The following is a 22,198-nucleotide window of genomic DNA, read 5'->3' as shown; positions in this document are numbered from 1 at the left end:
GTGGGGCTTGCTGTCATGCCAGCTATCAGTCTATTGGTCGCAGTCTATAACACTAGTCAATATGTGGAGCAGTGTCTTCAATCGATTGCAGACCAAAGCTTTTCAGATATAGAGGTCATCCTCATTAACGATGGATCTACCGATCACAGTGGAGACATCCTTGAAGCGTTTGCTGCGCGTGATGAGCGATTTCGGGTGATTCACCAAACCAATCAAGGGCTGGGAGCGGTGAGGAACAGGGGCATAGAAGAAGCAACAGGAACGTATCTTGCCTTTGTTGATTCAGACGATGTTCTCGCTCCTCAATACTGTGAGGCTTTATATCAAGAAGCCGAAAACACTGGTGCCGATCTTGTTGTTAGTGAATATTGGATTCAGTTTGAACAGTCAAAACGGATCATACCGACGACGCTGTTAGCTCAGCAGAAAGCCGATAAGACAAGTTTAATAGAATCGTTATTACATGGTGAGATCACGGGATTTTCATGGAATAAGCTGTATCGGCGGGCATTTATCGAAAAGCATCATATCCGTTTTCCGTTGAGAGGTGAGCTTGAGAATATTGAAGATCAATATGTCACGCTGCGCTGTTTTTCTTTATCACGTGTCATTGCCTTTGTTCATGAGCCGCTTTATTATTACCGGGTTCATTTGTCATCCATTGTCCAGCGATATCAAAAGCAGTATTTTCAGCATGGACTGGCGTTTTATGACACGCAGCGTTTGTTTTTAAAAGAGCATGATGAGCTGACACCATATGAGAAGGCTTTTTGTTTTTTTATCGTGAATCATACGCTGCATTGTATGCTCAATGAATGGAAGAGCCAAAATTCCCTGTCCTTTCAAAAAAAGCTTGGTCATATGCGTGAAATGGTGACACATGAAGCTTTTCAGAAGGCTGTGAAACAAGTGGAACCATCGAAGCTGACTGTGCGAAAGCGAATGATCTTATTCCTTGCTAGGCTGCAGTGGGTGTATCCGCTCTCTGCCGCAGCTTCAAGCTATCAAAAATGGATTGAATATCAAACGAGAAAATCGGGGTGATGAGTGTGACATTCCAGCAATTAAAAGCACATGCCGCAGAGTGGCTGCTCTTAAAGGTCAAGTATCCACTTCAATATAGGTTGAGCCGCCAAAGACTGCCAGAGCTGCGTCATCAGAAGAAGATCATTCTCACGCTGCTACCGGCACATGACAACTTAGGTGATCATGCGATTGCCTATGCGAGCTGCTGTTTTTTACAAAAGCACTTTCCAGACTATCAAATCATAGAAGTAGACATGCAGGAGATGTATCGTCTAGCACGTCCACTGAAGCACGCGCGGCACCCAGAGGACATTGTCTGTATCATCGGTGGGGGCAACATGGGCGATTTATATCGATATGAAGAATGGACAAGACAATTTATTATGAATGCCTTTAAGTCCTATCCCGTCATTCAGCTGCCCGCTACTGCTCATTTTACAGAAACAAAGAGAGGGAAAAGAGAAGAACGCCGCGCTATTCAAGCATATCAACAACACCCGAGGCTTCTTTTGATGGCAAGAGATCAAACCACCTATCAATGGATGAAGCAGCATTTTCCTAATAAAGAGGTGTGGAAACAGCCTGATATGGTCCTGACATTAGACGAAACATCAAAGAGTCAAACCCGTAAAGGAGTGCTGCTTTGTCTGCGTGAGGATAAGGAGGCATATCTCACGAAAGAGAAACGAGAACAACTGCAGGAGCATATCAAAGAAACGTATGATCAAGTTGGTTTTATCACAACGACCATTGGTAAGCGAGTAAATCGAACGACTCGTTTAGAGGAATTATCCACGTTATGGACGCAGTTGAGACAGGCACAAGTCGTCGTGACAGATCGACTGCATGGCATGATCTTTTGTGCGATCACACAAACACCGTGTGTTGTCATCAGGTCGTTTGATCATAAAGTCATGGAAGGATATGAATGGGTAGCGCACTTGCCGTTTATGACCCTTTTGAAGGAACCAACGGAGGAAGCGGTGAAAAAGGCCATTCATCAGCATATGAAAACAAGCGGACAAAAGGGAGAGGAAGCTGGATGAAGGCCCTTAAACACTGCGTGAAATCACCATGAACCGTGCGTTTCTTTACAATGTCAGTGCAAATGTGATGACGTTTATCTTGATGATGCTGATGTCTGTTTGTTTAACGCCTTACATTGTTCATACACTTGGAGTGGAAGCGTTTGGTCTGATTCATCTGACGCAAAATATGATCAATTATTTATCGGTCATTACGGCTTCATTAAGTGCTGTGGTGGTGCGTTTTTTTTCTGTTGCCGCTCATAAAGGAGAGATGGAACAAGCGCAGCGCTATCTCGCTTCCTATTTTGTCAGTTCTCTTTTTTTATCCATCTGTCTTTTTTTACTTTGTCTATTCATGTCTCAGCAGCTGGTTGATTGGCTCCATGTGCCTGCTCATCTTGCAAAAGATACACAGATCGCCTTTGTGTTAGGGGGTCTTTTATTTATGCTCAATTTCGTCATGTCTGGTATTGGGGCGGCACCATTTTATGCGAACAAATTATATGTATCGAGTGTTGGACAGGCCATTCAGATGTTTGGCAGGGCGCTTGTGATTGTGCTGCTATTTACCGTGACGACACCAGCTATTTGGCATATTCCGCTTGCAGCCGTTATGGGGAGTTTCGCCGCTTTGGGAATGGGTCTCTATTATTTTAAGAAACTCATTCCTTGGTTTTCGTTTAAGTGGCGGTACGTTTCTTTATCTTCAAGTCTCACGCTGGTTCGATCAGGGGTGTGGCATTCATTTGAACAAATGGGCATTTTGTTGTTTTTACAAATCGATTTATTGATGACCAACTTACTGATTGGGGCAGAAGCGACTGGACAGTATGCCGCCATTTTACAATTTCCATTATTATTGCGCACCCTTGCAGGGACACTTGCGGTTGTGTTTGCGCCAACGATCACAAAATTATATTCAAATCAAGACGAGCAGGGGCTCATTCAATACGCCGCCAATGCCATGAAATGGAGTGGTTTATTTGTAGCATTCCCCGCGGCTCTGTTAGGAGGTCTTGCCGGTCCGCTCATGCTGTTATGGCTTGGACCAGCCTTTGAGGAGCTGAAATGGCTGCTGATGATTCATGCGGCTTATTTGTGTTTCACGTTGATGTTTTTACCGCTGACCTATGTACCGACTGCCTTTAACCGATTTAAAGTGCCGGCGGTTGTGACACTCATATTAGGCGGTTCCAATGTCCTGTTCGCCTATGGACTGACTCACCTACTTCAGCTTGGGTTATATGGCATTGCATCAGCAGGAGCCGTTGTTTTATTGATGAAAAATATCGTCTTTCTCCCATTGTATACAGCCAAGATCACGAAACAGAAAAGTACCATCTTTTATAAAAATACAGTCGTTCCGCTGTTTGGGGCTCTGTTCATATGGGGGATCTGTGCCGGCATTCAGGCTGTGTATGATGTGACGAGATGGTGGGAGCTATTTTGTATTGGCGGAATATGTTTCGTTCTCTACTTAGGCTATTTGTATCAATTTGCAGGAACAAAACAAGAGCGGATACAGCTCATGCGTAAGGTGAAACAAGCTGCTATTGAACGAGCTGTCTCCCGCTAGTGTGGAAAGGAGAAGCAATGATGAAAAGAATAATAGATGTGGTCGTGGCACTGACACTGCTAATCGCAGGGAGTCCTCTTTTCCTTCTCATCTATGGACTCATTCGGTGGAAAATCGGAGCGCCTGTGGTGTTTCGACAAGAACGGCCTGGTCTGTACGGACAGCCGTTTATGCTTTATAAATTTCGGACGATGACCGAGGAACGCGATGAACATGGCGTACTGCTTCCAGACCATCTTCGATTAACAAAAACCGGCGCCTTTATTCGTAAGCTCAGTCTTGATGAATTGCCGCAGCTTGTCAATGTACTCAAAGGGGAAATCAGTCTCGTTGGACCAAGACCGCTTTTAATGGAGTATTTACAAATGTACACAGAGGAGCAAGCGAAGCGTCATCTTGTGAAGCCTGGTATCACTGGATGGGCCCAGGTGAATGGGAGAAATACTCTCTCTTGGGAGGAGAAATTCACCTATGACCTCTGGTATGTAGAGCACCAATCGTTTTGGCTCGATATGAAAATCTTATGGATGACCTTGCTGAAAGTCATCAAAACAGAAGGGGTGCAGCAGCCAAATCATGCAACAGCTGAAAAATTCAAAGGAACTGATACGTAAAGAGCAGCCCATTGGCTTAATAGGGGCTGGCGGACACAGTAAGGTCATTCAGGAGTTGATTTTTTTGCATCCTGAGTACTCATTGTGTGCTGTATTAGACGATCGATTTGAGGAAGCTGACCCTCAAACCGGCATTCTGTATGGTCCGATTTCTATGAGTCAAAAGGTAAGAGATGAAATACCTGATATGCAATGGCTTATTGCCATTGGGCAAAACGAAATCAGACAGAGGATCAAAGAACGTCTCGAATTTGAAGAGAGGGCATTTGCCACACTGATTCATCCAGAGGCAGTTGTGAGCTCGTCAACGAAGGTTGGCGGGGGAACGGTTGTGATGGCAAGGGCTGTTGTGCAAGCAGATGCAGTGATCGGTGAGCATGCCATTATCAACACCGGTTCTATCGTGGAGCATGACTGCTTTCTCGAATCCTTTACGCACCTATCCCCGGGAGCTGTGCTCACCGGCTGTGTCTCTGTGCGAGAGGGTGCTCATATTGGAGCTGGGGCTGCTGTCATACCTGGCAGAACCATTGGAAGCTGGGCAGTAATCGGCGCAGGAGCGGCAGTGACCCGAGATATACATGATCAGAAAGTCGCCGTAGGCGTTCCTGCAATTGAGATCAAAGATCGAAGAGAAGGTGGGAAATCATGAGAGACAGGAAACGAATCTACTTATCTCCTCCTCATATGAGTGGAAAAGAACAGATGAAAATAGAGGAGGCATTTAAGAGCAATTGGATTGCACCATTAGGACCGCTTGTAAATGAATTTGAGCAAGTGGTCGCGGATTATGCAGGGGTGAAGAGAGGAGCGGCATTATCTTCAGGAACAGCAGCCATTCACCTTGCCTTAAAACTCCTTGGCGTTCAAAAGGGAGATATGGTCTTTTGTTCCACTCTCACATTTGTTGCCAGTGCAAATCCTATTTTATATGAACAAGCGACGCCTGTTTTTATTGATTCAGAAAAAGAGACATGGAATATGTGTCCGCTGGCGTTAGAGAAAGCCTTTGCTGAAACAAAACGACTTGGGAAAAGACCCCGAGCGGTCATTGTCGTTCATTTATACGGACAAAGTGCGAAAATGGATGAAATCATAGCAGTGTGTGAGGCATATGATGTGCCAATCATTGAAGATGCGGCTGAATCGTTAGGCAGTATATATAAAGGAAGAAAAAGCGGTTCAATGGGCAGGTTCGGTGTTTACTCTTTTAACGGAAATAAAATCATTACAACATCAGGAGGCGGAATGCTTGTCAGTGATGATGAAGCAGCCATCGACCGCTGCCGATTTCTCGCGTCACAGGCAAGAGAACATGCCCTACACTATGAACATCAAGAGGAGGGATATAACTATCGGATGAGCAACCTGCTCGCAGGTGTAGGAATTGCACAAATGGAAGTGTTAGAGGAGCGTGTTCAGCAAAAACGCCGCATTTTCGAGCGTTATCAAGATGCTTTAGCCGATATTGATGGTCTTCAATTTATGCCAGAATATCAAGACACCACATCAAACCGCTGGCTGACCACATTCACCATTGATCATCATGCACAGATGTCTCCAGTAGAGATGATAGATGCTTTAGAACAAAAGCAGATCGAAGCAAGGCGTGTATGGAAGCCACTGCACCAGCAGCCGCTCTTTCATGGTTGTCCTTTTTATACAACAGCCGATGAAGTCCCTGCATCTGAGTTGTTATTTGAGACAGGTCTTTGCCTGCCATCTGGTACAAGCATGACAGACGCGGAACAGGAGTTTGTCATTGATACACTGTACAACGTCCTGCAAAAAAAAGCATTACCCTCCTCATAGGCTGCTCGTTCATCAGCAGCCTGCCTCTCTTTTTAACAAATCCCTTAATTTGTGGAATAATAAGGAATATATATTGTCATTTCGTTTCAAATATGATATTGACAACAGAGTCCTTCCTCCTTAAAATGAAAATGATTATCAGCATCAATTAGGAGGAGCAACCAACTTATGTCGATTTGGAGTAATTTTCCGAAAATTAAAATAAATACAATATTACCTATCCTACTGATCTTCTTACTAGTAGGCTGTTCTCAAGCAAATAATGGAGCAGGTGGAGACAAGGATCATCCTGATATGATCACCATGGCATGGCCAAGAGATATTGGCGAAATGAATCCACACATATACAATCCATCACAATTGTTTGCCCAATCCATGATTTACGAACCATTGGTGAGCTATCAGAAAAATGGAAAGCTTAAACCTGAATTAGCAAAATCATGGGATGTTTCCAAGGATGGCAAGGTGTATACGTTCCATCTTAGAGACAATGTCACGTTTTCAGATGGATCTAAATTTAATGCGAACATTGTGAAAAAGAATTTTGATACGATTTTAAAAAACAAAGAAGTACATAGCTGGTTAGGTGTCATAAAGAAAATCAAAAAGACAGAAGCAGTGGACAAGCAAACGTTTAAACTCACATTAACTGAGCCTTATTATCCAACTGTTCAAGAGTTAGCTGTTGTGCGCCCCGTACGTTTCCTAGGCGAAGCAGGTTTTCCGAAAAACGGAGATACATCAAAAGGAATCGAAAAACCAGTGGGGACAGGTCCTTGGGTATTAAAGACGTACAAAAAAGATGATTACGCGATTTTTGAACGAAATGACCACTACTGGGGAGAGAAACCAAAGATCAAAGAAATCAAAGTGAAGGTCATTCCAGATGCCGAAACAAGAGTGATGGCATTTGAAAAAGGCGATGTAGATTTACTTTATGGAGAAGGAACGATTAGCCTTGATGCTTTTAAACAACTAGAGGCGAGCGGCAAGTATGAAACGAAGATGTCAGAGCCTGTAGCCACAAGACAGCTTGTCATGAACACAAAAGTCGATCAGCTGTCAGATGAGAAAGTGCGTCACGCCCTTCAGTATGCGATCAATAAAACATCATTGGTGGAAGGTGTGACCTCTGGCTTAGAGGATGTAGCAGATCACATCTTGCCGACAAACATGCCATATACGTCAGGCATCCGGGTGAAATCTTTCCAGTATGATGTGGACAAAGCGAAGGCTTTACTGGATGAAGCGGGCTGGACGCTTCCAAAAGGAAAAACCATACGCGAAAAAGACGGAAAAACGCTTGAGTTTAGTATGATGTATGACTCAGCAGAATCGATTCAAAAAACAATGGCTGAAACACTGCAGGCAGAATGGGCAGCCATTGGCGTTGGCGTCAAACTTGAAGGTGTCGAGCTGGCGACGCAGGTTCAGCGGTTTAAAGCGAACAAATTTGATATGAACTTCTTTAGCAATTACGGAGCGCCGTATGATCCGCATACATTTATGAACGTTGTCTCATCAGATGGTTTTGGATTCAAAGAGGCGATCTCAGCGTATCCGAATAAAGATAAGCTGATCAAAGAAATGACGGAGATTCCATCGACAACAAATGAAAACAAACGCAAAGCACTTTATTCGTCCGTCTTATCTTCCTTGCAAGATCAAGGGGCGATTGTGCCAATCTCTTATTTTAAAAAGACAGCTGTTTATCAAAAAGATGTGAAGGACTTTGATTTCCCTGCGAATCGAGATGAACACCCTTTCACAGGCATCAAGCTGAAGTAACAGAAGGAAGGTAAGCAAATGAGCCGCTATATCATCAAACGAATGTTATCTATCATTCCTGTATTTCTACTAGCCACACTGTTCACAACTGGCATGATTCATCTGTCACCAGTTGATCCAGCGGAGGCATATTTAGCAGCGGTTCATATTCAGCCTACTGATGAGGTATTAGCCCAAAAACGAAGTGAATTTGGTTTAGATGAACCTTTTTACATGCAGTACCTTCATACGATTGAAAAAGTCGTCCGTCTTGATTTTGGGCGGTCGTATATGACCAATCAGCCTGTGCTTGATGAGGTGATCTATCGAATACCTGCGACGATTCAATTGGCGTTCACTAGTCTGCTGATCGCAATTTGTGTCAGTATTCCACTGGGCTTTTTCAGCGGCTTGAGAAAAAACGGCGTTGTAGATCATATGAGCCGGATGATTTCTTTCCTAGGAGCATCTATCCCGACCTTTGTTTTGGGGTATTTGCTCATCTTCTTTTTTTCAGTGAAACTCGATCTTTTACCTGTTGAAGGTGTTGGTACATGGGAACATCTTGTACTGCCATCCATTACACTGGCTGTGCCGTTAATTGCGATGTATACGAGATTATTGCGAGCGAGTGTGAGTGAGACGCTTCACGAGCCTTTTGTTCAATATGCGAGAATGAGAGGGTTAAAGGAACAATCGATTATGTTCAAACATGTCTTCAGAATGGCGATATCACCGATGCTGACAGGACTTGGCGTGAATCTTGGCAAGCTGCTCACAGGGACCATTATTGTAGAGGCTGTTTTTTCATGGCCTGGATTTGGACGATTTTTTATTGAAGCGATCTTTAACCGGGATCTGCCGGTCATTCAATTTTATGTGTTGATGGCGGCGTGTATCTTTATCTTAAGCAGCTTGATAGTGGATCTTCTTCAGCTGCTCATTGACCCCCGTATTTCTAGAAAGGAAGGCCGCCAGCCATGATGACAAAAGTAAAACATCTTTTCTATCATCAAAAGATGATCTCGATCTGTGTGCTGCTGCTCGGTCTCCTGCTCATTGTGACGATATGTGCACCATGGATCGCTCCGCATGACCCAGCGGCTGTCAATCTTGCAATGAAGCTAAAGGGTTCTTCATGGGAGTATCCTCTAGGCACCGACCAATTGGGAAGATGTAATTTATCTCGTATTCTATATGGTGCTCGTATTTCACTAGGCTGTGCGTTGTTAATCTTTGTTTCCTCTCTATCTATCGGTTTAATCGTAGGGCTGATTTCTGGATATAAAGGCGGCTGGATCGATCACGTATTGATGAGATTGTGCGACGGGGTCATGGCATTTCCAAATTTGGTACTGATCCTTGGATTAGTCGGTATTTTTGGACCAGGGCTTTCTCAAGTGGTGCTGGCTTTGATGCTTGTGCAGTGGGTGTATTACGCCCGCGTCTTTCGAGGGATGGTGCTTAGTTTAAAGGAACAAAACTTTATTGCAGCTGCGAAGATTAGCGGTACTTCCCATTGGAATATCATGAGAAAGCATATGATTCCGAATGTACTGCCGCCACTCGCGGTTGTGGGCACACTTGAAATGGGCTGGGCGATTATGGACATTTCCGCCATGTCTTTTCTAGGCTTAGGGGTTCAGCCGCCTACGCCTGAATGGGGAGCGATGATCCATGAAGGAAAATCTTATATTCAAACAAATCCTCAGCTGATGCTTTATCCGGGCCTTGTGATTATGGCTGTGGTCATTCTATTCAACTTACTGGGAGAAGCCCTTTCAGAGAAATATGGCATCAAACGTCGTGTGTAAAGGAATGAGTCAGTTGGAAGAGTCTATTTTAAATATAGAGAACCTGCATGTGCATACGAAAACGCCGCAAGGAACCATTTCTCTCGTTCAGGAAATAGCATTTGAGGTAAAGCGCGGTCAAATTGTTGGATTAATTGGTGAGAGTGGATGCGGAAAAACGGTGACAAGTATGTCGATCTTAAACATGCTTGATCGAAAAACAACGGAAGTGACTGGCAGTATCACTCTACAAGGTCGAGAATTGATCGGTTTGAGTGAACAGCATATGCGGTCTATTCGTGGCAAAGATCTCTCATATATTATGCAAAATCCGATGAATAGCTTTACGCCTGTATGGACAATTGGACATCAATTGATTGAAACAATCCGCCGGCATACATCTGTCAGTAAAAGGAAGGCTCGGGTCCAGGCAATTGAAGCCTTAGAGAAAATGAACCTGCCGCATCCAGATCAATTACTGAGTAAGTACCCTTTTGAATTAAGCGGGGGGATGCTCCAGCGTGTCATGATTGCTATGGCTGCCTGTATGCATCCGCCTCTGATCATCGCAGATGAACCGACAACCGCATTAGATGTACACAATCAGAAGCTGGTGCTTGAGCACTTGAATCAAATTCGTCATGAATACGGAACGGCGATTTTGCTCATTACCCATGATCTTAGTGTGATTGCAGAAATGGCAGACGAGGTCGTGGTGATGAAACAAGGAAAAATCGTTGAAAAGGCTGAAGTTCTTGAGCTTTTTGAACACCCGAAGCATGATTATACAAAGAAACTTTTAGCAGCTCGTCCATCCATGCCAGCTGTTTGCACGATTTGAGGTGAGAAGACCGTTGCATTTAATAGAAGTGAAAGCAGTTAGTCATTCATATGGCAACCGATCGTTTCTGATGAGGACAAAAGGGAGAACCCCTGTCCTGAAAAACGTTCATTTGACCATTGAAGAAGGCACTTGTCTAGGGTTATTAGGTCAAAGTGGTGCAGGGAAAAGTACACTCGGCCGCATCATCCTTGGACTAGAGAAGCCGAGGGCCGGACAAGTTCTGTTTGAAGGTCAGGATATCATTCGTGCAGATCAGCGGACACATCAGCATTTCCGCCGACATGTACAAGCGGTATTTCAAGATTCATATTCAGCGGTGAATCCAAGGTGGACAGTGGAACAAATTCTATCTGAGCCACTTGAAAACTATGAACCAATGACCCGTAAAAAACGTCAGCATATACTCATTCACTGGTTAGAAAGAGTAGGGCTCAGTGAGCAGGATTTGTCCAAGTACCCATACCAATTTAGCGGCGGCCAGCTACAGCGGATCAACATCGCCAGAGCACTGGTGCTTCAGCCAAAGCTCATTGTGCTGGATGAATCAGTCAGTAGCTTAGATATGGTTACGCAGGCAGTCATTTTAGATTTGTTAGTCGAATTAAAGAAAGAGCTGAAGCTTGCATACTTATTTATCACACATGATTTGACAGCGGCCTATCATTTAAGTGATCAATTAGCGATTCTTGATCAGGGTGAACTTGTGGCTCAGTTTCAATCGAAGGATGATTTCTTTCTATCAGAGCACGAAGCTGTGCTGAAAATGAAGGAGGCAACGCTCGCCAGCCACCCTTTGTCTCGAACGATTGGCAGGCCGGTTCGTTAACTTTTTCATTCCCTCAATGCCTCTTTTAAGAGAGGCTATTTTTCATGAAAGGCAGGTGGCATCGTGAACCATCGAGCATATTTAGCTTTGGCGATCCCTTTAACCATTTCAACGATGACCACGCCATTACTTGGAGCTGTCGATACAGCAGTTGTTGGCCAGCTTGCCAACCCCGCTTATATAGGAGGCGTCGCAGTCGGCAGTCTCATTTTTAGTACATTGTACTGGCTGTTTGGCTTTTTACGGGTAAGTACATCTGCTTTTGCCGCCCAAGCAAACGGAGCGCAGAACGAGGAGCAGGGTGTTCTTGCTTTTCTAAGGCCTTTTTTGCTGGCTATTATCGTCGGGCTTTGTTTTATTGCTCTTCAATGGCCCATTATTCAATCCGCATTATGGATCATCTCTCCTGCTGCTGATGTGCGCGAATATGCAGCGGACTATTTTCATATTCGGATCTGGGGAGCGCCATTTACATTGATGAATTACGTCATACTCGGCTGGCTGATGGGGATGGCAAAAATGAAAGAAGCCCTTTCTTTACAAATTTTGATCAATGTCATGAATATGATCTTGGCATTGATCTTAGTTCATGCGTTTTCTTTTGCCGTCAAGGGTGTGGCAGCGGCGACATTGATCTCTGAACTCACTGCTTTTGTGTTAGGGGCCTGGATTATCTTGAAGCATACGTCAAACGGTTTTCGGATGCCGTCTCTCCGGCAGGTGATGGACACACGTGCAGTAAAGAAAATGTTGCATGTGAATAAGGACTTGTTTATCCGAACGATCTGTCTGCTTGTTGTGATCAACATGTTTACAGCAAAGGGAGCTTCTTTCGGAACAGAGCAATTGGCGGCGAATGCCATTTTATTTCAAATTCACTACATCATGGCCTATTTGTTCGATGGATTTGCCAATGCATCCAGTATTCTTGTCGGCAGATCAGTAGGGGCGAACGACCGAGCGCTTTATGATAAAACATTAACCCTTTCGAGACAATGGGCAGTTGTGATGGCATGTGTCATTGCGGCAGCTTACTTTTTCTTTAAAGTACCGATTTTGAGCCTGTTTACAAATTTGCCTCAGCTTCTTGATGTGACACTGCAATATGCCGATTGGCTCGTTCTTTATCCGTTTGCTGCTTGTTTTGGCTTGGTGATTTATGGTGTATTCACAGGTGCGACAGAAATTGCTCCTGTCAGGAATTCAATGCTGTTTGCGATGATTTTGTTTGTGGCTGTTCAAGCGGCAGTCATTCCGATATGGCACAATCACGGACTATGGTTTGCCTTTATCATTTATACTGTAGGGCGGTCCGGCTTTTTGATGATGTACAAATCGAAGCTTGATCAAAAGCTTTTCCTACATGATAAACACCCTTTGCAATCGTGACAAAGGGTGCTGTTTTTCGTCCATTTATTCGCTTTCTTTTTTCACCTTTTGGTACGCTTCATCGAGATGCTGAATTCGTTTCAAGACAACAGCATTTTTCGTCAATTGGTCCTGCACAAGTGTAGAAACCACTGAACGATAATAAGCGTTCATGGCATGAATCTTGTCTTCATGTTGATTCATGGCAATGTGCTGTTTTAAGTTATCAATAAAGTATGGAACAGAAAAAAGTTCAGACATGGAAATCACTCCTATTTCGTATATACGGTCCGTCAATCTTCATGTAAAATGATGAGAGGGAGGGGAGACAATGAGCCTTAAACTGCAACAAGAATTAGTATTAAAGCAGGTACTCACGCAAGAACTCAGGCAGGCGATTACGCTGCTGCAATTGAATTGTGCAGAGCTGGGTGAGTATCTTGATCAGTTAGCGCTTGAGAACCCTCTGATTGAGCGGAAAGACACGGACAGCTATCAACCAGTTTATCATAAAAGAACGCAAGATCGAATGACAGAGCCGTATCGTACGCATCAAAAAGAAAGCCTGCAAATGTATTTAAAGAGACAGGCCATTGATTTGAATTTAAGTGAAAAGAATCAAAGGATTTTTCAATTCATGATTGAGTCCATTGATTCCAATGGCTATTTAAATGAACCGATTGACCAAATGGCCGCTGCTCTAGTGGCTTCGGCAGAAGAAGTAGAAGCTGTTCTTCATCAGCTTCAATCATTAGATCCTGCCGGTATTGGCGCTAGATCATTGCAAGAATGCATCCTGCTCCAGCTTAGACGAAAAAAGGATCGCTGGTATGAAGCAGAGCTGATCATCGAAGGGCATTTCTTTCTTTTCGCAAGGAAGGCTTGGAAGGAAATCGCAGCTAAAACAGGTATGCCGTTGAAAACCCTGCAAGCCATACAAGATGAGGTGTCGCTTCTCGAACCAAGACCAGGCCTTCATTTCTCTTATGAAGAAGAGGATGTGTATATAGAACCAGATGTGTTGATTACAGCTGCGGGAGGTCACATCACATTCGAGCTGAACCAGCGTGCTTTTCCGGACATTGAAATGAATGAAGGGTATTTCGCCATGATTCAAGATCAAAAGCGGCATGAAGCATACACGTATCTAAAGGAAAAGCAGCAGCAGTACAATTGGCTTGTTCAAGCGCTGAAGCAGAGAAAACAAACGATGACAAATGTCGTTCGTGAGATTATCTTACAACAGACTGATTTTTTCCTGACCGGGAAGCATAAAATGAAACCGCTTACGATGAAGCGGGTTGCAGATATATTACAAGTGCATGAGTCGACAGTGAGTCGAACAGTCAAAGGGAAAATGGTGCAGACCCCTTACGGATTAATGGAAATGAAACAGTTTTTCCAAGCGAAACTAGAAGGGCATTCGCTCGAAGAAGCATCCAGCTACACAGTAAAGACGCACATTGCAGAGCTGATTCAATCAGAAAATAAGAAAAAACCATATTCGGATCAGCAAATCATGACGCAGCTTCAACAAACCTTTGGTATCCGTGTCTCTCGCAGAACCATTGCCAAATATCGTGAGCAAATGAACCTTCCGTCTTCCACGCTGCGGAAACGCTATGATTAAAAAGAAGCACATGCCAGAAACAATGGCACGTGCTTCTTTTTTGATGAGTGGAAGAGCGATCGAAGATTTCTTGAGAATTGAGAAAAGGGGAGAGGTGTGATCTGAGTTTTGGGGTAAAGTATAAGATAGGGCATGAGCTGATAGGAAGACAACAGTGATGAGGTGAGACCAATTGAAATATAAACAAATTAAAACGAAAAAAATATATGAAGAAATTGCGGACGCATTAGTCGAATCCATTCGAACGGGGGAGCTACTTCCAGGGGAAAAACTAGACTCGGTTCAAGCACTTTCTGAAAACTTTCAAGTCAGCCGTTCCGCTGTGAGAGAGGCACTGTCCGCTCTGAAAGCGATCGGATTAATAGAGATGAAGCAAGGAGAAGGCACATATGTGAAGCAGTTCGATCCTGAGCAGCTCACATTTTGTTTATCTCCTGCTTTTTTGATGAAGCAGCAGGATATCGCGCAGCTTCTTGAAGTGAGATCAATCATTGAATCAGGTGCTGTCAAAAAGGCAGCATTGCTGCGGACAGACGATGACCTCCATCGACTGCATGATGCACTTGAACAAATGAAGCGTGCAGAAGCGCATAAAGAAATTGGTGAGGAGGCAGACCTCACATTTCATCTTGCCATCGCCAAAGCCTCAAAGAATCATTTACTAGAGGCTTTAATGAATCAGGTCTCAACCTTGTTAATGGAAACGATGCGAGAAACAAGAAAAGTCGTGTTATTCTCAAGAAAAGCGTCCATACGTCAGCTTTACAAGGACCATGAACGAATTTATCAAGCTATCATGGACAAACAGCCAGAAGAAGCAGAGCGGGCGATGCTCACACATTTGGAAAAAGTAGAACAACTTCTTGGTGATGTGCTGCAAGAACAGGAAGGAAAGCCAGATATACAATAAGCTGTGCCGAAAAGCGGCACAGCTCAGCGTGTAGACAAACCCTCGCATTCTTTGTCAGTCCTGCGCGCTGGTACTCACGAATGTCAAATTCGCTCCGTAAAAGTAGCTGTCCTTCCTAGACTGCAAAGGTTTTCTATCACGCTGAAAAGAAGACAAAGGGCTAAAATAAAGGTCATTTTAGCCCTTTGTCAACAATCTAAGCTGTGCCGCATAAGGGCACAGCTCTATTATTGAAGAGAAATATGCAATTTTTTCATTCGATATTGCAGACTTTGCCTGCTCATGCCCAATATCTTTGCAGTCTGTGAAATATTGTCGTCCATTTTATTTAAGTAATGGACGATGTATTGTTTTTCAAATCGTTCCATTTGGGTTTGGAAATCAGTCGTATGTTCTGAGCTCGTGTAGACGAAGGTATCAGCTGCAGCTGTAGGCTGCACCGGACTCATCTGCATGTGTTCACTAGGATGACCTTCTCCTTGCTTGAATCGGAAATGGTAAGGAAGGTGATGCAAGCTTAAGTATGTTTCGTCCATCATCATATTCATTCCAGCCTCAATCACATGCTCCAGCTCTCTTACATTACCTGGCCAATGATAAGTTTGGAACAGGGCAAGTACCTCTTCATCAGCCGCCTTCACATTCATTTGAAACAGTTCATTATATTTTTGAATAAAATGCATGACAAATGTGGGGATGTCTTCTTTTCGCTCAGAGAGTGGCGGGATAAACAAGGTGACAATGCCAAGCCGGTAAAATAAATCCTTTCGCATCCGTCCACCTGCGATCGCATCCACAGGGTCCTCATTCATATTAGCAATCACTCTCACATCAATGGCGATTTCCTTTGTACTGCCTAACCTTCTTACACGTTTCTCTTGCAAGACGCGCAATAGTTTTGCTTGAAGAGCTGGGTGTAATGAGTTGATCTCATCTAAAAGCAGTGTACCTCCTTGTGCTTGTTCGAATAGACCGGGCTGATCTGTTGCCCCTGTAAAAGCCCCTTTTTGTGTTCCAAAAAGCAGACTTTCAATCAGGTTATCAGGCAGTGCTGCACAATTCTGCGTAATAAATGGTCCAGATGAACGGCTGCTGCCATTATGAATGCTTTGTGCAAATAGCTCTTTCCCCGTCCCTGTCTCACCAACAATCAGCACATAAGAAGAGGTACGTGTGGCTCGTTTCGCATGTTCAATCACTTCTAAAAAGGCAGGACTCTCCCCAATGATTGAATCAAATGTAAAGCGTGTGTTTCCTTTTTTCTTCATATTGTGATGAATGAGCCGTTCCAGTTTCGTGACATCATTCGAAATTTCAACCGCCCCTTGAATCAAACCGTCTCGAACGAGCGGGTATGTATGGTTAATGGTTGTGATTTCTTTTCCATTGTAGTTGTGATACGTCTGCTTTGCATGAACCGTCTGTTTCCCGGTTCGCAGCGCTTGGACAAGTGTACTGTGCATCTCATCCTGAAACACAAAGAGGTCTAAGACATTTTTATAAAGGACATCAGAACGTTTTAAAGATTCGATCTCCATCATTTTTTTGTTATAAACAATGGTATTGCCATTTTCGTCAATGGCGTGAACCCCAACATCAATTAAATCGAGCATTTGTTTATATAGATCAATCTCATTTTCGAGCTTTGCGGTATGCTGATCTTTTTTCACTTGCGCCACCTCCAGACATTACCTCTATTTTACATGAAAAATTTTGCGGTTTCCTCTAAAAAAATTTGCATACGCAAAATTATTTTGCGTTAAAGATGAGAACAATCCTAGGCACAGAACGATCACTAAGTTGGCATGATCCTTGCATAACATAAGAGTGAAGATGATCCCAATCAAAAGAGGCAAGCATATAGAAGGAGGAATACACGATGACACAGACAAAAGCATTAATTCATCAAACAGAACAATACGGTGCGGCGAACTATCATCCGTTGCCAATTGTGATTTCAGAGGCTGAGGGAGTGTGGGTGACTGATCCTGAGGGCAACCGCTACATGGATATGCTCAGTGCATATTCTGCAGTGAACCAAGGACATCGCCATCCCCGCATTATTGAAGCGCTTAAAACACAAGCTGACCGCGTGACACTTACATCAAGGGCCTTCCATAATGATCAGCTTGGCCCATGGTATGAGAAGATTTGCAAATTAACGAATAAAGAGATGGCATTGCCGATGAATACGGGTGCTGAGGCTGTGGAAACGGCTGTAAAGGCAGCGAGACGATGGGGCTATGATGTCAAGGGGATCGAAGAGAATCGGGCAGAAATTATTGCATGTACCGGGAATTTTCATGGTCGTACAATGACGGCTGTGTCACTTTCTTCGGAAGCAGAATATCAAAGAGGTTTCGGTCCGATGCTTCCAGGCATAAAGCTCATCCCTTATGGAGATATTGAGGCGTTACGCGAAGCGATCACTCCGCAAACAGCAGCTTTTCTCTTTGAACCGATTCAAGGAGAAGCGGGCATTGTCATGCCGCCTGAGGGCTTTATAAAAGAGGCAAAAGCGATCTGTGAGAAGGAACATGTGTTATTGATCGCAGATGAAATTCAAGTGGGATTAGCGCGGACTGGCAAGATGTTTGCATGCGACTGGGAAGACATTGAGCCGGATATGCTGATTCTTGGTAAAGCACTTGGCGGTGGGGTATTCCCGATCTCATGTGTTGTCGCAAACCGTGATATTTTAGGTGTATTTAATCCAGGGTCTCACGGGTCTACCTTCGGCGGGAATCCTCTTGCGTGCGCAGTATCACTTGCTGCACTAGATGTTTTAATCGACGAGAAGCTTGCCGAGCGCTCATTGGAGCTTGGGCAATATTTCAAAGACAAACTATCACGCATTCAAAGTCCTGTCATTAAGGAAGTACGCGGGCGTGGACTATTTATTGGGATGGAACTGACTGAGGCAGCTAGACCTTATTGTGAGAAGCTCAAGCAAGCAGGGCTGTTATGCAAAGAAACCCATGAGACAGTGATTCGATTTGCACCGCCGCTTACCATTTCAAAAGAAGACTTGGATTGGGCAATTGCTCATATCCAAGCGTTATTTCAAGCATAAATGATCAAGGGAGAAGCCTTCAAATTCTCCCTTTCTCTTTCAATGAACGGCGAATTTTGTCAAAGGTTGATGAATAGAAGAGTGAAAGTGGGGAAGCGGATTTGAAGCCAGAACAGCATAATGAACTAGAGCGTTCCATGAAAAGCAGACATCTCTTTATGATTGCCTTAGGTGGGGTTATCGGAACAGGCCTTTTCCTTGGATCAGGACTCATTATTCATCAGGCAGGCCCAGGGGGAGCCATTCTTTCGTTTATCATTGGCGGGTTACTCATGTATTTGGTGATGCTCTGTCTCGGTGAATTAGCAGTGGCGATGCCGACAGCTGGTTCCTTTCAGGAGTATGCAACCAAATATATTGGTCCGTCCACAGGCTTTATGATCGGCTGGCTCTATTGGTTTAGCTGGGCATGTACGATCGGACTTGAATTTACATCAGCAGGGATTCTACTCCAAAGGTGGTTTCCTGATATCCCAGTTTGGCTTTGGTGTCTTGCCTTTAGCGTCATCTTATTTGCCATCAATGCCATCTCAGCTCGCAGCTTTGCTGAAACCGAGTTTTGGTTTTCAGCCATTAAGGTTGCTGCGATCTTATTGTTTATTATCATTGGAATTGGCGCAATTTTCGGAATGATTCATTTGGAAGGTGGGGAACCTGCCCCTCTATTTCGCCATTTGACGGATCATGGCGGACTTTTTCCTAATGGTGTTTTTGCGATTTTATTAACCATGGTCACAGTCAATTTCTCCTTTCAAGGAACAGAGCTTGTAGGGATTGCAGCAGGGGAGAGTGAAAATCCAGAAAAAACACTCCCACGCTCTATTCGGAATATTATTTGGCGGACGATGGTCTTTTTTGTTTTATCGATTGCGGTTCTTGCAGCGCTTCTGCCATGGCAGACCGCCGGCGCAGTGGATAGTCCGTTTGTTGTGGTGTTGGACAAGGTTGGCATACCATACGCTGCAGATATCATGAATTTTATCATCATCACAGCCGTCTTATCTGTAGCGAACTCTGGATTATATGCATCATCACGTATGCTTTGGGCGCTTTCAAAAGACGGGAAAGGACCTGTTTTCACGAAAAAATTATCCAAACGTAAAATCCCGATCAATGCCTTATTGGTGACAATGGGTGTATCCGCTCTATCACTGCTCACGAGTGTTGCAGCACCAAAAACGGTATATGTCTGGCTCATATCCATTTCGGGTATGGTGCTTGTCGTGGTTTGGATGTCGATTTGTTTATCCCAATACTTCTTTAGGAGACAATTCATTAAAGAGGGCGGAGATGTAAAGGATCTTGTCTTCCGAACGCCTTTTTATCCATTTGTGCCATTAGCAGGCTTTATCGCATTTGGCATTGTTCTTATCAGTTTATTCTTTATTGAGGATCAGCGGATTGGTCTTTATTGCGGAGTTCCATTTATGGCCGCCTGCTACATCATTTACTACCTCAAGATTAAACCGAAGGAAGATGCGAAACGGTTTAATGAAGAGAAAGAAACGATACCGAAAACATAAGCAGGCGGCTTTTGACCGCCTGCACCTTTTCAAAGACAAATGCATTCAATATAGAAGAAAATAAATAGTTTGAAAAAAATAAAATAGCGGAAAGCTAGATGACAAGCAGGTTATCGGTCAAAATGTGTCTATTTTTTGTCTAAATGTGTTTGTAAGAGTTGAAAATGCAAGATGATCCTGTTAAAATAATTAAAGAAAGCAGGGATTGATTTTTTTTGGCTGTGGCGGGACGTTTTTTGTCACAGTGGGACGTTTTTAGTCCAACGTGAAAAGAAAGGGTCGTTAGCCATGAATCGTTTATTGGAAGCTCAAAAAAAATTATTACCAGATCTTCTCACAGTTATGCAAAAGCGCTACGACATTTTGCAGTACATCAGATTAGCTGAACCAATTGGTCGCAGAAGTCTTGCGACAAGTCTTGGTCTCAGTGAACGTATCTTAAGAGCTGAAGTTCAGTTCTTAAAGGAACAAAATCTGCTGGATGTCAAAACGAGCGGTATGATGCTGACGACTGAAGGTCATGCTTTGCTTGAAATGCTTGAAGGAATGATGAAGGACGTTTTAGGTTTAACCTTTTTGGAAAATACATTAAAGAGGAAATTAGGCCTGGAAGAAGTCATCATTGTTTCTGGTGACAGCGATGATTCCCCGTGGGTGAAGCAAGAAATGGGAAGAGCTGCTGTCCAATGTATGAAAAAAAGGTTTACTGGAAATAATATCGTCGCCGTCACTGGCGGAACGACGATGGAAGCCGTTGCCGAAATGATGACCCCTGATGCCAAAAATCGCGACATGATGTTTGTCCCTGCGAGAGGCGGTCTTGGGGAGAATGTAAAAAATCAGGCAAACACCATTTGTGCCCACATGGCTGAAAAAGCTTCCGGTACTTACAAACTGCTGTTTGTTCCAGGACAGCTGTCAGAAGGTGCTTACTCTTCCATTATTGAAGAGCCGTCCGTCAAAGAAGTGCTTCAAACAATTAAATCATCCACGATGCTCATTCATGGAATCGGTGAAGCAAAAACAATGGCGATGAGACGAAACACACCCGCTGAAGATTTAAAAAAGATTGATGAGCATGACGCAGTGACAGAGGCCTTTGGCTATTACTTTAATCGTGATGGCGAGGTCGTCCACAAAGTGCACTCCGTCGGCATGCAGCTAGATGATTTAGAAAGCATTCCACACATCATTGCTGTTGCAGGTGGATCATCAAAGGCAGGGGCCATTGAAGCTTATTTCAAAAAACCCCGCCGAACGGTTCTCGTCACAGACGAAGGAGCCGCAAAAGAGTTATTAAGGGAGTCAATAGATCCCTCAATATAAAACATTGTGACCTATAAAAGGAGGAAACATCATGGCAGTAAAAGTCGGTATTAACGGATTTGGACGTATTGGACGTAACGTATTTCGTGCAGCATTAAACAATCCTGAAGTTGAGGTAGTAGCGGTTAACGATCTAACAGACGCTAACATGCTTGCACACCTTTTACAATATGACTCTGTTCACGGAAAACTAGATGCAGAGGTTTCTGTAGACGGTACGAACTTAGTAGTGAACGGTAAAACAATCGAAGTATCAGCTGAGCGTGACCCTGCGAAATTAAGCTGGGGTAAACAAGGCGTAGAAATCGTTGTTGAATCTACTGGATTCTTCACAAAACGTGCAGACGCTGCTAAACACTTAGAAGCTGGCGCTAAAAAAGTCATCATCTCTGCTCCTGCTAACGAAGAAGATATCACAATCGTTATGGGTGTAAACGAAGACAAATACGATGCAGCTAGCCACGATGTCATCTCTAATGCATCTTGTACAACAAACTGCTTAGCTCCATTTGCAAAAGTACTTAACGATAAATTTGGTATCAAACGCGGTATGATGACAACTGTTCACTCATACACAAATGACCAACAAATTCTTGATCTTCCGCACAAAGACTACCGTCGTGCTCGTGCAGCTGCGGAAAACATCATCCCAACTTCTACAGGTGCTGCGAAAGCTGTTTCACTTGTATTGCCTGAACTTAAAGGTAAATTAAACGGTGGCGCTATGCGTGTTCCAACACCTAACGTTTCTTTAGTTGATCTTGTTGCTGAATTAAATCAAGATGTGACAGCTGAAGACGTAAATGCAGCACTTAAAGAAGCGGCTGAAGGAGAACTTAAAGGAATCCTTGGCTACAGCGAAGAGCCATTAGTATCTGGTGACTACAATGGTAATGCAAACTCTTCAACAATCGATGCTCTTTCTACAATGGTAATGGAAGGCAGCATGGTGAAAGTCATTTCTTGGTACGATAACGAGAGTGGATATTCTCACCGCGTTGTTGACCTTGCAGCTTACATTGCAAAACAAGGTCTTTAATTTCTCACACTGAAGGAACTCACTTGGTTCTTTCCTAGAGACA

At 43.8% G+C, this 22,198-nt stretch carries 20 protein-coding genes; 18 read left to right on the top strand and 2 right to left on the bottom strand.

The window, feature by feature from the left end; translation table 11 throughout:
• Positions 1-15: 15 nt before the first annotated feature.
• The 12 genes from ASG46_RS02040 to ASG46_RS01985 all read left to right on the top strand — a co-directional run bounded on the left by ASG46_RS02040 (position 16) and on the right by ASG46_RS01985 (position 12,675).
• Entirely contained in the window at positions 16-1,044 is a 1,029-nt protein-coding gene (locus ASG46_RS02040) for a glycosyltransferase family 2 protein (RefSeq protein ID WP_056702821.1), read from the top strand.
• Positions 1,044-2,072 (top strand): polysaccharide pyruvyl transferase family protein, encoded by a 1,029-nt coding sequence (locus tag ASG46_RS02035; protein WP_056702815.1) that lies wholly within the window; start codon positions 1,044-1,046, stop codon positions 2,070-2,072. The genes ASG46_RS02040 and ASG46_RS02035 overlap by 1 nt, the downstream gene beginning before the upstream one ends.
• 28 nt (positions 2,073-2,100) lie before the next feature.
• On the top strand, positions 2,101-3,630 hold the full coding sequence (locus tag ASG46_RS02030; protein ID WP_008347745.1) for an MATE family efflux transporter: 1,530 nt from the start codon (positions 2,101-2,103) through the stop codon (positions 3,628-3,630).
• Positions 3,631-3,650: 20 nt separating this feature from the next.
• Entirely contained in the window at positions 3,651-4,244 is a 594-nt protein-coding gene (locus tag ASG46_RS02025) for a sugar transferase (RefSeq protein ID WP_017359198.1), read from the top strand.
• On the top strand, positions 4,207-4,896 hold the full coding sequence (locus tag ASG46_RS02020) for an acetyltransferase (RefSeq protein ID WP_046344511.1): 690 nt from the start codon (positions 4,207-4,209) through the stop codon (positions 4,894-4,896). The genes ASG46_RS02025 and ASG46_RS02020 overlap by 38 nt, the downstream gene beginning before the upstream one ends.
• Entirely contained in the window at positions 4,893-6,056 is a 1,164-nt protein-coding gene (locus ASG46_RS02015; protein ID WP_046527384.1) for a DegT/DnrJ/EryC1/StrS family aminotransferase, read from the top strand. The genes ASG46_RS02020 and ASG46_RS02015 overlap by 4 nt, the downstream gene beginning before the upstream one ends.
• Positions 6,057-6,224: 168 nt before the next feature.
• Positions 6,225-7,844 carry a nickel ABC transporter substrate-binding protein gene (gene nikA / locus ASG46_RS02010; RefSeq protein WP_056702811.1) on the top strand — a complete coding sequence of 540 codons (1,620 nt, stop codon included), beginning with the start codon at positions 6,225-6,227 and terminating at the stop codon, positions 7,842-7,844.
• Between the two features lie 18 nt (positions 7,845-7,862).
• On the top strand, positions 7,863-8,807 hold the full coding sequence (gene nikB / locus ASG46_RS02005) for a nickel ABC transporter permease subunit NikB (protein ID WP_056702809.1): 945 nt from the start codon (positions 7,863-7,865) through the stop codon (positions 8,805-8,807).
• Positions 8,804-9,637, top strand: coding sequence for a nickel ABC transporter permease subunit NikC (nikC, locus tag ASG46_RS02000; RefSeq protein WP_017359202.1), 834 nt, complete (start codon positions 8,804-8,806; stop codon positions 9,635-9,637). Before nikB ends, nikC begins: the two co-directional genes overlap by 4 nt.
• A gap of 4 nt (positions 9,638-9,641) precedes the next feature.
• Positions 9,642-10,457 carry a nickel import ATP-binding protein NikD gene (nikD, locus tag ASG46_RS01995; RefSeq protein WP_200939609.1) on the top strand — a complete coding sequence of 272 codons (816 nt, stop codon included), beginning with the start codon at positions 9,642-9,644 and terminating at the stop codon, positions 10,455-10,457.
• Positions 10,458-10,470: 13 nt separating this feature from the next.
• Positions 10,471-11,286 (top strand): ABC transporter ATP-binding protein, encoded by an 816-nt coding sequence (locus tag ASG46_RS01990; RefSeq protein ID WP_056702803.1) that lies wholly within the window; start codon positions 10,471-10,473, stop codon positions 11,284-11,286.
• A gap of 63 nt (positions 11,287-11,349) precedes the next feature.
• Positions 11,350-12,675, top strand: a complete 1,326-nt coding sequence (locus ASG46_RS01985; RefSeq protein WP_056702800.1) for an MATE family efflux transporter — start codon at positions 11,350-11,352, stop codon at positions 12,673-12,675.
• Positions 12,676-12,699: 24 nt separating this feature from the next.
• Here the strand turns inward: ASG46_RS01985 and yvfG are convergent, their stop codons facing one another.
• The gene (gene yvfG, locus ASG46_RS01980) at positions 12,700-12,915 is read right to left on the bottom strand and encodes a protein YvfG (RefSeq protein ID WP_017359206.1); all 216 of its coding nucleotides are present in this window, start codon (positions 12,913-12,915) and stop codon (positions 12,700-12,702) included.
• Between the two features lie 70 nt (positions 12,916-12,985).
• Here yvfG and rpoN point away from each other — a divergent pair, with 70 nt between their 5' ends.
• Positions 12,986-14,284: an RNA polymerase factor sigma-54 gene (gene rpoN / locus ASG46_RS01975; RefSeq protein ID WP_008347723.1), complete on the top strand. Its 1,299-nt coding sequence runs from the start codon at positions 12,986-12,988 to the stop codon at positions 14,282-14,284.
• A gap of 172 nt (positions 14,285-14,456) precedes the next feature.
• Positions 14,457-15,194 carry a FadR/GntR family transcriptional regulator gene (locus ASG46_RS01970; protein WP_017368079.1) on the top strand — a complete coding sequence of 246 codons (738 nt, stop codon included), beginning with the start codon at positions 14,457-14,459 and terminating at the stop codon, positions 15,192-15,194.
• A 227-nt stretch (positions 15,195-15,421) separates the two neighbouring features.
• Here the strand turns inward: ASG46_RS01970 and ASG46_RS01965 are convergent, their stop codons facing one another.
• Complete coding sequence (locus ASG46_RS01965) at positions 15,422-16,864, bottom strand: sigma-54 interaction domain-containing protein (protein ID WP_017368078.1); 1,443 nt, start codon at positions 16,862-16,864, stop codon at positions 15,422-15,424.
• Between the two features lie 209 nt (positions 16,865-17,073).
• Here ASG46_RS01965 and ASG46_RS01960 point away from each other — a divergent pair, with 209 nt between their 5' ends.
• The 4 genes from ASG46_RS01960 (at position 17,074) to gap (ending at position 22,155) form a co-directional block, all read left to right on the top strand.
• Positions 17,074-18,267, top strand: a complete 1,194-nt coding sequence (locus tag ASG46_RS01960) for an ornithine--oxo-acid transaminase (RefSeq protein ID WP_024719842.1) — start codon at positions 17,074-17,076, stop codon at positions 18,265-18,267.
• 137 nt (positions 18,268-18,404) lie between these two features.
• Positions 18,405-19,790 (top strand): amino acid permease, encoded by a 1,386-nt coding sequence (locus ASG46_RS01955; RefSeq protein ID WP_056702973.1) that lies wholly within the window; start codon positions 18,405-18,407, stop codon positions 19,788-19,790.
• A gap of 288 nt (positions 19,791-20,078) precedes the next feature.
• Positions 20,079-21,116, top strand: coding sequence for a sugar-binding transcriptional regulator (locus ASG46_RS01950; RefSeq protein ID WP_056702797.1), 1,038 nt, complete (start codon positions 20,079-20,081; stop codon positions 21,114-21,116).
• Between the two features lie 31 nt (positions 21,117-21,147).
• Positions 21,148-22,155 carry a type I glyceraldehyde-3-phosphate dehydrogenase gene (gap, locus tag ASG46_RS01945; RefSeq protein ID WP_007500174.1) on the top strand — a complete coding sequence of 336 codons (1,008 nt, stop codon included), beginning with the start codon at positions 21,148-21,150 and terminating at the stop codon, positions 22,153-22,155.
• Positions 22,156-22,198 lie beyond the last annotated feature (43 nt).

Origin of the sequence: Bacillus sp. Leaf49 (assembly GCF_001426125.1) — a bacterium.
In the GTDB taxonomy this organism is placed as follows: domain Bacteria; phylum Bacillota; class Bacilli; order Bacillales; family Bacillaceae; genus Bacillus; species Bacillus altitudinis.
Note: the sequence above shows the minus strand (reverse complement) of the source record. Positions and strands in the feature narration are given on the sequence as shown.